Annotated in this window: 15 protein-coding genes and 1 pseudogene; all 16 read right to left on the minus strand. The window is 40.6% G+C overall.

All coding sequences use genetic code 11. The features are described from left to right. Nucleotides 1-102: 102 nt before the first annotated feature. The 16 genes and pseudogenes from PIL01S_RS22975 to PIL01S_RS23050 all read right to left on the minus strand — a co-directional run bounded on the left by PIL01S_RS22975 (nucleotide 103) and on the right by PIL01S_RS23050 (nucleotide 14333). On the minus strand, nucleotides 103-555 hold the full coding sequence (locus PIL01S_RS22975; protein ID WP_127539554.1) for a hypothetical protein: 453 nt from the start codon (nucleotides 553-555) through the stop codon (nucleotides 103-105). A gap of 212 nt (nucleotides 556-767) precedes the next feature. After that, complete coding sequence (locus PIL01S_RS22980; RefSeq protein ID WP_127539555.1) at nucleotides 768-1487, minus strand: metallophosphoesterase family protein; 720 nt, start codon at nucleotides 1485-1487, stop codon at nucleotides 768-770. A gap of 259 nt (nucleotides 1488-1746) precedes the next feature. Continuing rightward, entirely contained in the window at nucleotides 1747-2193 is a 447-nt protein-coding gene (locus PIL01S_RS22985) for a GNAT family N-acetyltransferase (RefSeq protein WP_164764317.1), read from the minus strand. Between the two features lie 364 nt (nucleotides 2194-2557). Further along, nucleotides 2558-3100 carry a GrpB family protein gene (locus PIL01S_RS22990; RefSeq protein WP_246058523.1) on the minus strand — a complete coding sequence of 181 codons (543 nt, stop codon included), beginning with the start codon at nucleotides 3098-3100 and terminating at the stop codon, nucleotides 2558-2560. A 221-nt stretch (nucleotides 3101-3321) separates the two neighbouring features. Next, nucleotides 3322-3981 carry a lysozyme inhibitor LprI family protein gene (locus PIL01S_RS22995; RefSeq protein WP_127539557.1) on the minus strand — a complete coding sequence of 220 codons (660 nt, stop codon included), beginning with the start codon at nucleotides 3979-3981 and terminating at the stop codon, nucleotides 3322-3324. Between the two features lie 375 nt (nucleotides 3982-4356). Continuing rightward, nucleotides 4357-4890, minus strand: coding sequence for a GNAT family N-acetyltransferase (locus tag PIL01S_RS23000; protein ID WP_127539686.1), 534 nt, complete (start codon nucleotides 4888-4890; stop codon nucleotides 4357-4359). Between the two features lie 129 nt (nucleotides 4891-5019). Continuing rightward, entirely contained in the window at nucleotides 5020-5394 is a 375-nt protein-coding gene (locus PIL01S_RS23005; RefSeq protein WP_127539558.1) for a pentapeptide repeat-containing protein, read from the minus strand. 191 nt (nucleotides 5395-5585) lie between these two features. Continuing rightward, entirely contained in the window at nucleotides 5586-6143 is a 558-nt protein-coding gene (locus PIL01S_RS23010; protein WP_127539687.1) for a DEAD/DEAH box helicase family protein, read from the minus strand. Nucleotides 6144-6327: 184 nt separating this feature from the next. After that, on the minus strand, nucleotides 6328-6771 hold the full coding sequence (locus tag PIL01S_RS23015; RefSeq protein WP_127539559.1) for a GNAT family N-acetyltransferase: 444 nt from the start codon (nucleotides 6769-6771) through the stop codon (nucleotides 6328-6330). Nucleotides 6772-6937: 166 nt separating this feature from the next. After that, nucleotides 6938-7603, minus strand: coding sequence for a hypothetical protein (locus PIL01S_RS23020; protein WP_127539560.1), 666 nt, complete (start codon nucleotides 7601-7603; stop codon nucleotides 6938-6940). Nucleotides 7604-7828: 225 nt separating this feature from the next. Next, complete coding sequence (locus tag PIL01S_RS23025; protein WP_127539561.1) at nucleotides 7829-8254, minus strand: hypothetical protein; 426 nt, start codon at nucleotides 8252-8254, stop codon at nucleotides 7829-7831. Nucleotides 8255-8395: 141 nt separating this feature from the next. Continuing rightward, nucleotides 8396-8624 (minus strand): annotated as a pseudogene (locus PIL01S_RS30190) (tyrosine-type recombinase/integrase); the annotation flags it as partial. A gap of 135 nt (nucleotides 8625-8759) precedes the next feature. Beyond that, nucleotides 8760-10310, minus strand: a complete 1551-nt coding sequence (locus PIL01S_RS23035; RefSeq protein ID WP_127539562.1) for a hydantoinase/oxoprolinase family protein — start codon at nucleotides 10308-10310, stop codon at nucleotides 8760-8762. Next, on the minus strand, nucleotides 10303-11406 hold the full coding sequence (locus tag PIL01S_RS23040; protein WP_127539563.1) for a DUF917 domain-containing protein: 1104 nt from the start codon (nucleotides 11404-11406) through the stop codon (nucleotides 10303-10305). The genes PIL01S_RS23035 and PIL01S_RS23040 overlap by 8 nt, the downstream gene beginning before the upstream one ends. Continuing rightward, the gene (locus PIL01S_RS23045) at nucleotides 11407-12672 is read right to left on the minus strand and encodes a cytosine permease (protein WP_127539564.1); all 1266 of its coding nucleotides are present in this window, start codon (nucleotides 12670-12672) and stop codon (nucleotides 11407-11409) included. It abuts the gene before it with no gap. A gap of 131 nt (nucleotides 12673-12803) precedes the next feature. Continuing rightward, nucleotides 12804-14333, minus strand: coding sequence for a PucR family transcriptional regulator (locus tag PIL01S_RS23050; RefSeq protein WP_246058524.1), 1530 nt, complete (start codon nucleotides 14331-14333; stop codon nucleotides 12804-12806). Between the last annotated feature and the right edge of the window lie 2 nt (nucleotides 14334-14335).

Consider the following 14335-nt stretch of genomic DNA (forward strand, 5'->3'; position numbering starts at 1 on the left):
CGAAGCGTGTAATTCTGCCGCTTTGGCTTGTTTTATTCGTTCAAGATTAGGATAGCTACCCTTTGTTTTATGATCTGTGAGTGGATTGTAGAATGAATTTTATTAATATTGTTCGGTCAACTCATACCAAGTCTCGTACCCCTCAATGTTTGTATCTGAGTGGTCACTGGCGTCGGATGTCTTGAAATACCTAGCGTAATACGCATGTTCAATTGTCTTTTTATTTTTATCCGTATTAATATCCAAATAGATATTGGATATTTCCAAGCCCCATTTGACACTACGAGCAATTTCGTTGATGTTATCTACAGTTGAAAATTCATCCAGTTCCGTAAGAATGGACTCCAGTTCCTCTTTACTCGGCTCCTCATTCATATCTATTCTGCAAGAAAGGTTTGGACGAGTAAATGTAAATTGGACTCTTTCGATTGACGGAGAAAGTTCTTTCAAGTTTTTAGTTAATTCTTTGGTTGTATCCGTGTTGATATTGTATGTAGTACTGCAACCTGTTGCAAATAGAAGGAAACAAATTAAGATTACGATCCATTTATTCATTTCGCACCTTCTCGAAGATCTCATACAACGTTCTTGTACTGACGACGCTCAAGCGACTTATGCGACATAGGGAGCGAACACGATGCTCAGGCGATGCGGATGTGCCCGATGAGCTGCTTCCCTGCCAATCGTTTCCCGTGGACCGAGGATCCGTTAGGCTCCGATGTGTGGATATGATTTTAGTATATGTCTCCTGCAATCTAGATTAGCTTTCAACAGTTCTTTACCTGTTCCGTTATATACAATCCTTCTTGGAAAATCAAACAATTCAACTGCATTCCGTATGCACACCCGCCATCAATTCCTATCTTGTCATCACTAAACCAAATATCAGATGTGCCATGGATATCCATGGTTCGTGTATGTCCAAAGATAACTTTTTTGTTTAGATCCTCAAAAGTGTGTCGAATGAATTCATCTTTAATATACATAAAATCATGCTCTGACTGGTTCTTCCAGTCCATAACACTGGGATTCAATCCCGCATGAACATAAATGTGATTATGGTCTTCGTAATATAAAGGTAATTTACTTAAAAAATCGATGTGGTGACCATAAGAAGTCTTCATTGTATCTTTCACTTGATTCAATATCTCATTAGACTTTTCGCTATTTATGTTATTCATATCCCAATAACTTTGAAGGGTTGGTATTCCTCCATGTTCAATAAATTTAGATCTAATCAATTCGCTATCGTTATTTATTAAATCAACCAATCGTTGGTCATGATTACCTCGTAAAGCAATGGCATGATGCATAGTTACTAATTCGATTACTTTATCAACTACTGCTTTACTATTAGGCCCTCTATCTACATAATCCCCGAGCAAAATCAACTGATCATCTTTCGAATTATATTTGATAAGATCCAACATTTGATTTAATTGATCAATACATCCATGAATATCGCTAAGCATAATTGTTCGCTTCATAGAGGCTCCTCCTCTTTGAGTTACTTAAGAATCCCATGAGGTAAACAAGCATGAACTCCTTTAACTCCGTTGACGATTTGATTTATTTTTATGAAATCGCTCCCAAGGTATTGGACTTTACGCTAATTTCGTATAACGTTCCTGTATTCACGACGTCTCACCGATTTAAGGCACCGTCAAACTCCTGCCGGACCGAGGACGAATGCCCGATGCGTAAGTACCGTGTTATGTAACGTAACTCACTTCCTAGAAGCCACCTTCAAAACTTTGTCCATTCGTACTTTATATCATCAAGCTTCTCTTCATTATCATTTCCTCTGCCAATAATTCTAAATCCGTTTCTCTCATAAAATTGCTGCGCTTTTTTGTTGACTTCAAATGTATATAAAAATAGCCTGCCTTCCGAACACTGTTTGGCGTAATCCAGGAGTTTTTTCCCTATTCCTTTCCCTTGAAATTGAGTATGAATGTATAGCTGATTTACCCAGTTCTCGTTACATGCTAGAATGCCTACTACTTGCTCCTCTGAAGTATCAATTGCAATATATATTTTATTATCTTGAACTAAAATGTTATTCAGATAAAATACATGATCTTCAAAAGAATGTATCTCTTTTTGCCCTATCGCTTTTTCCTTGCTTTCTCTCCACATTTTCACAGTTTGTAAAGAATAGGAAGGATCATATTCGATAATTACAAATTCCATGTAAATCAACTCCAGTTTATATTAGTGAATATTTTATTCAAGGATGTCAGTGGCTTCGAAGATATATTTAAAAATCCTCATAATCTCTCCCATGTTCGTTCAATATTGTCCGACGCTATTCTTGTTTCCTTACCCATGTATTTATAGGCAATTTCTAGTATTACCTTTTCGTCCCCAAGCCTCTCTAGAAGTTCACTGTATCTACGAACCAAAGAGGCTTAAAGAAGCGTCATTAACTGAGTGCGACGGACTTAGCCTCGTAGGGTTATGAGCTGAATCCGCTTCTCTGGTTACAAATCAAGGGCCGAATGCCACGTAGCGTAGAAACTTTGTTATCAGATGGCTTCGTCTTCCTGAAATACACTTAAATATCTTGGTATTCGTTCATTATGTTCGTAATAAATTCCGTTTTTCCAGCAGTATAGGCTTGGCGATTGTTTCTGTATTGATTAGCTAGTTGGAACTTTAAATTCGCATACTCAGTTGCTAATAAGGGATGTTTTTTTAGTATATCTCTGAACATTATATGTCTTTTCAATTCTTCACTTTCCCTATTGCATACGTATAGATGATGTTCGTGCTTCTCATTGCCTTCACTAGTGTACGGTACATAAACGTCCTTTCTTGCAAAGGCTTCTCTGTTTTTAATCCCCATATCACCTTCATGAATATATCCCAATTCTTCTAGCTTTTTGATTACCTGCGGCAGGCAGTCCATAGATTCAATTACTACATCTATATCAATAATTGGTTTGGCTGAAAGACTTGGGATTGATGTACTTCCAACGTGTTCAATTCGTAATGCCAGACTATTTAATTTGCTGGAAATTACCGATTCTATTATATTGAACGATCTTGGCCATTCATTATTGTATTCTTCAATAATTACTGGTTTTTGAATCTTCATTGGATGCTCCTTGCGTAATTATTATTTACGAAGATTTCTGATAGTTTTCTTGTATTCACGAAACGACCCAGCTATAGATACTCTTATCTTCGGCTGGGTCGTATGTTGTCTGACTGTTCTTCCATGATTATACATCTAAAAACCAAAGGGTGGTATCCAGCAGCTTGAATACAGAGATATACGCCGTTACTGCCTTCGAAGTATTACCTAAAAACCTTTGATCAAGATTTCAACTTTATTTGGTAAACAAACTCAATTTCACCATCTAGCAAATATCGATATTCAAATAATTGCATTGTTCTTTCTCTAATTCTCTCTCTAATAGCCGTTGTTAGGCTTACTGATCCTCTTGATCCAAGATAACCATTATAAATAAATGTCTCCTCTACAAATTTTGTTTCCCTTAAGTGATACTGTAACCATTCTTTCTGCGATTCAATTAGTGATTCTCTTGGCTCTCTATCCAACTTAGAAAGAAGCGTTTTATATATTTGATTCAACTCTTTATCCCAGATCTCTGTATATTTGCTTTCAAATGCCCCCCATTCCAATGTTGTAATAATCTCTTTAGAATTTTGAAATTCATTAAATTCCACTTCATAATCATGATCTATAGGGTTACGAAGCATTTCATCATAAAATTCTCCTTTCGAATCAAGGTTCCCAATGCTCATGGGTAATATTTTATTGTTAGCAGGACCTGATCGACCTTCCGTTTTTACTTTTGATTCTGTTCCATTACCTGTACCCACTACATCAGGAGGCAGTTCAGAATTCTTTATTGAATTAGTTTCGCTGTTCAAAGTAGTTGGTTGACTACTATTTTGACAAGATGAACACATTATCGTCATAAAAAATAATAAGAGTATCTTACCTTTCATAAGTTATCTCCTTAAATATTATCTTTAATATTTTCAGGTAATGGCGCATAACGTTCTGTATTAACGATTCAGCCAATGCTGAGTATCCGGCGTATGCCAGATCAAGAACGAACGTCAGCTGCGTAAACATTATGTTTTACGAAACAATTCGCATCATTGAACTTCATTCAAAATCTCAATTACTAAAATGGGCCAAGCCTCGGATGCAATGCACCTATTCGGTGTGGGTGTGTCCGGCTGAATTCCTTCCTTGCTGCTGAAACGCTCAACCTAGAGTCCACTTCTAACTTCGGCCGGGCGAGGTGCCAATGCCCCGAATCTATAAACTTGTTGTCATGAGATGTCATGGCCCCCACGGAAATACAATCACTTTTCTTAATTCGTTTTAGTTAATCTTGCTAGTACTCCGTCTATATTATCCCATTCATAAATCAATTCATTAAGGACTTTTCCTCCAATTTTAATTTGAACTGATTTACATAAGTGAGCACCATAATACTCATAAAAATAGCGTGCCTTGTTATCCTCTAGAACATTAACAAATATCTTCTGATACCCCAATACATTGGATCGAAAAAATATACTTTTAAGTAATTCCTTCCCTAACCCAATCCCTTGATATTCTTTGAGTATGTATATTGAGGTCAAATCGCTTGAGTTGGATACCGTATTTGTTTCTCTCTTCCAACAATCTGCAAATCCAATGATTTCCCCTTCTTTATTTTCTGCAATTATCACAAAATTGTCTGTTCTTCCGATATTTTTAATCCATAATTCAGTTCTTTGTTTATATGATAGATTGGTTAAAAATTCTTCTGGAATAATACCCTTGTATGTAGTTCTCCAACTATCCACATGAACTTTGGCAATTCCTTCGGCATCATTAATCGTAGCTTCTCTGATATGCAGCATAATCATCCCCTAATATTTTTAGTAAAACTAATTTGTTATAAAATGCAATCACTGATTTATACTATATAAAGAGATTTCTCATAGATGATGTTGGGCCTTCTTGAATTAATATCACCTTAATCTCTCTTATTTTTTTACCATTTCTTTTAAATCTGCCATTGTATTTTCACTTGAGTATTGAGTGTTTTTCAAAAAAATAATTCCTTCTATATTTGCATTCCTAAACAAACAAGCATCAATACTATTATTAATAAATTCCGAATTAGATAGATCTGTTTCACTAAAAATTGAAGCTTTAATGTTTGAATTAATAAACTTGGCACTTCTAAATGAAGAACCAGTAAAATCTAATGACAATATGCATTCTTCAAATATCACTTCACTAAAATTAAAATTTCGAATTTTTCCGTACTCCGTTATTTCGACTCGTTTAAAATGCTTTTCACCTGAACTAACAAGCTCTTTTAATGTTTTGATTGTCATTTCAGTTTCTATTATCATAAATTACTCCTGTTTAAATTTCACTTTCGCGCTTCGCCAAATCTAATCAAACGTTTTTGTATTCAAGAACTTGCGTAGCAAGTTGTCACACGAATCAACTACTCTGCCAAAGCATCATTGTGACCAAGGTGTTGCTGCAGCTTGAATATATTGTTATAAGATATTGCGCCTTCTTGAATTACTCACAAGTTCTATAAATTAAATTCATCTTTAATTAATCTCGCAACTTCATCTGCACTTAAATTTGTATTATTGATTCTCAAATAGTTCTCTCTAGTAATTTCTCCCTCTTTAGAATTGAGTCTATGTTTTTCCATCGTTTTAATTAAGTCCATTTCAGAATGTTCAATATTTCTTTTTGTTGGTTTTTGATCAAGTCTAAACGCCGTTGTATTTCGTTTTAATCTTTCTTCTATATTTGACTCTAATTCAACAAAATAAATTTCTGCTCCTTTCGTTTCAAAAATGTTACATGTTTGCTTGACGAATTCCCAGTCCTCCTGAAGATCAAACCCCCAAACGTAAGTAAAAATAAGTCCATACTGGTTGCTATTTGCGAATGATTCAAAAAGCTCTCTTCTTACGATACTTGATAACCTCCAAGTTTCACTACCAAAACCAAAAAAGGGATGAAACAGCTCGATCGACATATGATTGTGAAATAATTTTAATTCCGTTATTTTCGTTAATTCGTGACCAACCGTCATCTTCCCAACGGCCTGTGGGCCAAATATCAGTATGAATTTAATAGTAATCCCCCCTATTCTTAATATCTTGCGCAATTTCTAATAACGTTCCTGTATTCATGAACCCCGAAGGGGTTGTCTGCTGAAATGCTTCTCCGAATTCCTTCCCGTAGACCTTGGCTCCATCGGAGCCGCAGCGTGAATATTATGTTATACGACGGGCCTCTTGAGTTACTCACAATTCTCTTTAATTCTCTATTCTCATGTTTGTATAATAGGGTTTAAATCCTGCCCTGTCCCAAAATTGTTTCCCTTCGGGGTTCGTTTCTAGTACATCTATTTCAATTTTCTTTACTTCTCTAAAACGTGTCTTCTTCAATAATTCTATTCCTGCCGTTCCATATCCCATTTTTCGATATTCTCGTCTTATAAAATATTGTCTTATATACACTCGTTTTTCTGTCCTGTTGATTGAATCCTTTTGATATTGGTATAGTGTGTAGCCAATTATTTTCTCTTCTTTCATGATTAAATCGATTTCCCAAGCGTTTTCGAGAAATTCAGACATACGTTTCTCCAGGTCAATTATTCCCATTGGGTTTGAACTCTTCTCATCTTCGATTAACTGCTTATTCATCTCAGCTAAAATTTGAAGATCCTCGTTCCTTGCACTTTGTAATCTAAGAGTCACGTTTCTTTCACCTCGTAGCACTTCATGATTTTCTCTTCATGTGTTACACACTTCGGTCTGTCGTATAACGTTCTCGTATTCACGACGCCGAACCAAGGGGCGAATGCCCCGATGCGTGAACATGGTGTTATGTGATTCCAACGACTTCCTCGAATTACTTATGGGTTTAACGTGAAGCAGTCATATACAAATTATATAAATTAGTACACTGGTCAAAACATTCCAGATATAAAATTCTGATTTCATCATTAGAGCATAACTTTAGATACCTTTCTGAATTTATGATCTCTTTGATGGGTAACATCTCAAGATAATATTCCGGGCTATTCTCCTTCATTAAGATATCTTTATATCTACTAAGTACCTTTACATAAACATTATCAATAAGTCGATATTGACACTTACTGAGCTCCATCAGGAAGAATTTCTGTATTTCTCTCGCCAAAAACGAACCATTATTATAGGGAGGAGTACCGAAAAAGCAATTACTTACAGGAGACCTGTACCAGTACTGACCTTTGTGCCAATGCTTTGTAACAATAAAAGAGTGCCACTTTCGAACTTCTTCATAACGAGATCCCAACACTTGATAGTGGCTTGAATACAGTCGCTCAGTGGATTGTGATAGCAAGTAATTGATTATTTTTTCATTAGTATTTAATTGTGTGACCTTGGTTATCGAACACCAGCAAATATAGTTATTATCTATTTTTCCCAATAGGCATACTTCTTCACCAGGGCTAACATATATCTCAAAATAAAAATCTTTATTGCTAATATCATAATTCGGCTTAACACTATTCTTTGTTGTAATAAGGTTGTATTCAATCATTATAATGACTCCTTTATCAGAGTTTTCGCTGGTTTCACATAACGTTTCTGTGTCCACGACGTCCTACCGACTTAAGGCTCCGTCAGGAGCCGGCCGCGATGCGGTTAGTCGGTGCGGAAGTGTCCGCCTGATTCCACTTCTCTGCCATCCCCTTCGGGCGGACCGAGGAGTTGAAAGGCTCCGATGCGTGGATATGATGTTATAAGATGGCCCCGCCTTCGAAGCTTAAGCTATACCATTTCTCTTTTTCCATCTTTCAATTTGCTTTTGAAACTCCTTTGAACTAAATATACTTTCTAGTTTTTGAATTTGACTATCAATTATTTCATCTGATTTTATTGCACTTATTACTCTACTTTCTAATGCCAGGTAACGTTCCTCTTTATAAATTTTAATTAGTTGATCCATCATTCCATCTGACCAAGTTAAGTTATAAAAATGAAACCAAATGATATGCTCCTTTACACTTGAGGCGATATTGATTTCATCCTTATTTTCAGTAATTGCTTCAATAGTTGATTCATGCAATAAGCTATGTATTTCATGTTGGTCGCTGATGTCCATTAAGTTAATTAGCTTTTCAATTTCTTTATATTTCTTTTGAACTGCAGCCATATCAATCGTTTTAATTATAGTACTGAGATCAGACATTCAGATTCACCTTCAATTATTTATCATGCGGGGATTTCACATAACATCTAATTTATGTACTTCGTAGATACAACAAATTCCTTCCATAATCTGAACTACGTATATGATATCCCCATATTATTACATTTACGAAGAAAAGGTTCAAGAATAAAGGGGGAGTTCGAGTAGCCTTACCCGAAGCCAACCGATCCAGGGACTTTGATTACGCTGGATATTTTTCGTACTACCAAGTTGTTCGCGCAGTCGTATGACCAAGTAGCTCCTTAATGTAGCGAAGGTCTGTCCCGTTTTCTAGCAAATGAGTGGCAAATGAATGCCTTAATAAATGAATACTAACCTTCTTCACAATTCCTGCGCGTTGTCTAGCTTTAGCTCATAAACCAAGCAATCAAATCGTCTCTTCATTTGCTTCGCTGCTCAGGCTTTTCCGCTCATCAACTTGCACCTCATCGATAACAAAAAAGAGCCCCACACAAGTTATATCAACTCATGTGAAGCCCCTCTTCTACTTCATGTTTCCTACGACTTTCACTCGAAGCCTCGTCGCATTTCCCGGATGATAAGCGAGCGGGGTTTCTTCCACTTCCACGAGCTCAACCGTCGCCGGATCGGCGCCAGCAAGTTCCGCCTGTTTCACGGCTTTTTCCCGAGCATCTCTTAATGCTGCCTCACGGGGCTCTGTAGAATAGATGTAAATCTGCTCATATTGTCCGCTGATTTGGGCAATACACGCACCAATGGCATTAGCCACGCCCCCGTTCTCAGGTTTAATCATATGGGATACCCCGCGAATGGTGTCCGGAATCACGACACTGCCTCCGCCTACCAGCACAAGCTCAACATCACCTGAAGATGTCTTCATTTTATCAATGGTCTGTTCAATGATGGCTGCAATTTCATCCTGCACCTGTTTAGCAAAGTCTTCATCCAGATGCGCTACCAGACTCTGATCCCCGACATCTGCAAGACCCAGACGAACGGCAATGTCCGTTGTCGTAAGTGTATTCCCGCCAAAGACAAGCGCCTCTTGTCCGATCCTGTATCCTACGCTGTCCGGACCAACTGTAATTTTGCCATTCTCCGAGCGCACGATGCTTCCGCCGCCCAGTCCCACTGAGATAATATCCGGCATGCGGAAATTCGTGCGGATATCGCCAACCTCGACTGCAACCGACGATTCCCTCGGGAAGCCGTCCTGCAAAACACCGATGTCCGATGTCGTACCGCCCACGTCGAGAACCATCGTATCTTTGATTTTTGCCAAGTAAGAGGCACCACGTATGCTGTTCGTAGGTCCACAGGCAATGGTCAGGATCGGAAACTGTTTAGCGTAATCTACTGACATTAAGGTACCGTCATTTTGGCATAAAAACACCGCTGCATCCGATATACCTTCTTCTTCTAATGCCTGCACAAACCCCTCGGTTGTCGTTTCAATGACCTTGCACAATGCCGCATTGAGGATGGTCGCATTTTCCCGTTCGATTAAACCAACCGAACCAATCAATGAAGAACAGGAAACAGGAAATTCAGGTCCGTACATTTGATGGATGAGATCGCGAACGTGGAACTCCTGGTCATTTTTAAGGGATGAAAATACGCCGATGACCGCTATGGATTCAACACTACCGCGCCACTCTTCCAGAAGAGCTGTGATTTCGCCTTCATCGACTTCTCCAAGCAATTGGCCATCATATTCGTATCCACCCTGTACGAGAGCATATTTACCCGACAGCTTCTGAACCATATCCTCAGGCCAGGACGTGTACGGAGCAACGGAAGCCGTTGCCGGGTACCCCAGACGAATGACACCGACTTGGGCCAGCTTTTTTCGTTCAACAATGGCATTGGTGCATTGGGTTGTGCCTAACATGGCATGTGTGATTTGATTTTTATCAATATTCGCCCCCTGCAGCAGCTGCCGGAGCGAGGTTTCAATCCCTGTGCGAATATCCAGGCTGGTTGGGGATTTCACCGCATGGATCAACTGATGATTCTCGTTCAAAATGATGGCATCTGTGTTGGTGCCGCCTACATCGATCCCGATTCTATACATTCTCAGCCACCGCCTTTTTCACCATTTCCTCAAGTGGTACATAATCGTAATCATAGCCGAAGTATCTTGGACCTGCCGTCTGGATTCCCTTATCCGTTCTCCACTTTTCATGAGCGGGCAATCCAATAACCCGTACGCGTTTACCGTATTTCAGGCTCTCTGTGGTCACAGGCAACAAGGTTTCGTAATCAACCAGACAGATCAAATCGGGCGTCATCGTTACCACCTGACCGTTCTTTTCAGCAATCAGGTTTTCATTTTGAAAATGAACCTTCATCTCCCCGGCTTTAAACGCCTCAATGCCTTCAAGATGCATGCAGCCGAGATTAAATCCGCCCTTGGTTTCACGGATGACATCTACAATTTTTCCTTGGAATAGCTCATAGCCGGATACCCGTTTCAACAATTCCTCAAGCTTGTCCTTGGCATCTCGGTTCTTCGATGTAATGATTGCTCCGATCTGTTCGGACAGAGTTACGATATGATGAACGCCACTTTGCTTCATTTGTGCACCCGTTGCCGGATACAGGCTGACTAAAGAACTGGCCCCCATTTCGACTGTAGCTACCCTGGCGAGCCGTTCTGTCCATTTGTTGTCAATGGTCTCAAAGATGCCAATATTCCCTTTCTCATCCGTTATGGCCATCGGCGTCGCTGGAATGCCGTCCAGGTTAAACGTCACCATCTGAAGCTCCGGGAACGCCCGGCCCATACCGTCACAGTCGATCAGAGGCAGTCCCAGCTGTGCCGCAACAACAATAGGAATCATGGAATTGACGCCCCCCGCTTCCATCGGAAACGTACCCGCAATCTTGTCTTTTCCTAAATAATTCGCTAATTTCTGAAAAACCTTCACAAACTCGTCCCCGCGAGGGAATTTCTCCACTAATACGGAAGGCGCCCCCATCATCGCGGCTGGAATGAAAAAGTCCTCATCCCCAATCTCGTCCACGGAATATAGTTTGACAGGTCCAAACTTCTTAATGGCCGAGAGAGCCATCAATTTTCCGATATAAGGGTCTCCCCCTCCACCCGTTCCCAGAAAGGCTGCTCCAACGGCAATATGTTCAACAGCTGTTTCATCTAAATATCTCATTTATGATTCCTCCAATATAACAGTCTTCCGAGCAAATAAACGATAGCCGATATAATATATGACAAAAGAAATGACAATTCCGGTCAACGGCTGATTTGGTACCTGCGGCAGGCTTGGGAACAAGGATAACACGACAGGCGTACAGGCTATGATCGCACCCACAAGCCATGAGACAACGCCCAGCACGTTCACGCCCTCAACCTCTTGCCAGCGTCTCTTATCCCCTTTGCCAAGCACCCAATACGAAGCAATCATCACGCCTGCCACTGGCGGAATCATAGCCGACAGAATGGACATGATCGGAGTGAAATAGTTAAGTATGCCAACGACAGCGAGTACGGTCCCAAGGGTTCCCGCAATGGCGACAGCCCACTTCTCTTTCTCCTTCGAAACGTTGAACACGTTAATTAAGGCAAAACCACCTGAAATCACATTCACAAGATTCGTTTTCCATGTAGCCAAGATCAAAATCATACCGCCAACAAACGGCGTCATGATGCTCAAAAAGGTGGCTGTGATATCGCTGGCTTGGTAAGCAATCGTCAGGACAGCTCCTGCACCAATCATCAGCAAGCCTGCGGGAACAATCCCGAATAGAGCGGCTTTCAGAACATCAGACCGTTTTCTCGAAAATTGCGAATAATCTCCTGCGATGACTGCTCCCAGCGCAAATGAACCCAGGGTTACGGCCAGTCCGTCGGTAAAATTCATAACGGCCGCTGGCTTATAATTTTGGATGATCTGCAGAGATTCCCCAGTCAATGCTTCGACCAGACCGTACACGCTGATTCCGATCAATAAAGGGACGGCAATATAACTGATTACCCGCAGCACTTTAACGCCGTACATGGCCGAAACGACCATCACGAGACCGCAGATGAGTGATGCCAGCGGTACAGGAATAGTTATACCGATCTCGGCTAGCAGATTGGCCAAAGCTTCCCCGCATACATTCGCCTGAATCCCGAACCAGCCAAGACACGCAATAGCGAGGATAATGGACAAAATCGTACGAGACCCTGTTTTGCCAAAAACCTGACCTGCGACCTGAACCGTCGGCTTTCCCAAATCCGTGCTTTGAATCCCCTGCAAAATCATGAGCAGCACAATAATGGAGTAACCTACTAACGTGACAAGCAATACCTTCGATACTCCCATGCCAGCAATCAGCGCATTCCCTACCAACAAACTCGGGATGCTGATGACTGCGCCAGCCCAGATGATCCCGAGACTGAACCAGGATTGATGCTCTTTAATGGCCTTCATATGATCTCCCCCAATCCTGTTCGTTCGAATATTGTTTTCTTATTGTAAAAGATGAAGGAGGTCAGCGTCTTTTTCAGAAAACAAAAAAAAATCCGATGTTTTTGTCTTATTGGACAAAACATCGGAACTTTTTAGTCATGAATGAGACGGTAGACCATGCAGGCGATATAAACATCGTACGATTCGGAATTGATGGTCACATCATACCCTATGAGCTCGCAAATTTTTTTAATGCGATATTTCACCGTATTTTTGTGGACGAACAACAGCTTGCTGCAATCATCCATATTCCCCTTCGCATCCAGCAGAAAAGTCATCAGGGTTTTCAACGCGTCAGGGTCGTCCATAATTGGCTCCATCACGGACAGGCATTCTTCAGTGATTTCTTCCCCTTGCTTACTGAGGTCTATGGCTCGTTTCATAGAACGAACTTCAGCTGCGGTGTATAGTTTGCGGTGATGATAAATGCGGTGAACCTCTTTAGAGACTCCGTTAACGAGCTGATACATTCGGCGTACGTCCTGTGTGTTACGCATTCTCGGAGAATAAACGATGCTTGATATGTCAGCGATGAGACCCGTCGTTTCGATATATTCCGCTGCGATTTCAAACTCATTGTATTTAGATGAACAATTCCCTAGCAACACGACAACGCAGTGATCGATCGTTTGAATGACCGCGGTTTTATAATATTGCAAGAGATGCGCTTTTAAATCTTCCCTTACCCTTCTTTCCTCCGACAAATCCTGAACGTACACGAGCCACATCATTTGAATCCCGGAAACGTCAATATGGAGCAAACTGGCCAATCGGCGCATTTTTTCGCTTTCATCATTCACGATGGCTTTAACCAAAGCGTACTCGCTGACCTCATTATGCTTGTCTCCCCACAAATTGATGGCCACCTGCACCACTTCGCTGATTTGATCCATCGTCTTCGGAGGCAGCTTCGAATTCTCTTTAATGAGAAACAGGTAAAGGACCTCTCCGTTTTTTTGATGAACACGTTTGTATTCAACAAAGCAGGACGAATCCAGCTCATCTCCTCCCATTCTGCCGTTCAAAATGGAAGGCGCCATGGACCGGATCAGACTCGTCACATCAAGCGATGAATTGCGCGGCCACATGACACGATTGATGATATCCAGGTTGCTGTTTGTCAGAACGATGTTCGCTTTCATCCGGTCCGACAGCAGTTTAAGGGTAATTTCCACGCTCCGCAAATGTTCCGGCAGCAGCGAGACCTTTTCCAGTGATTCATTCACGAAATGCTCATTCACCTTCTGATTGCTTACGATTGCCTCCATGGCTTCATAAATGACTTCATTATACCTAAGCGAGTAATCGTTTCTCGGCATGCAAATGATAATAAAATTCAGCGATTCTGCCAGCTCAAGCACTTCATCGGCGATATCCGGCAATACAATGCCAACATAATACAAAATCAATCCCATTTCACCAAGGTCATGCAAGTATTGAACCGTCTGACATTGCTGCTCCACGCTGTCCTTAATGGAATAAAAAGAGCTGATGACCAGCTCTTCAGCGTACCATTCTTCTTGAACGGTTTGAATAATTTGTGAGAAGAAATTGACATCCGCCACTTCCAACACAGATAAAGAGGACACGGTCTGATGAAGCCTACTTGTTCCAGTGATCACCT

The sequence above is a fragment of the Paenibacillus illinoisensis NBRC 15959 genome (genome assembly GCF_004000925.1).
In the GTDB taxonomy this organism is placed as follows: Bacteria; Bacillota; Bacilli; order Paenibacillales; family Paenibacillaceae; genus Paenibacillus; species Paenibacillus illinoisensis.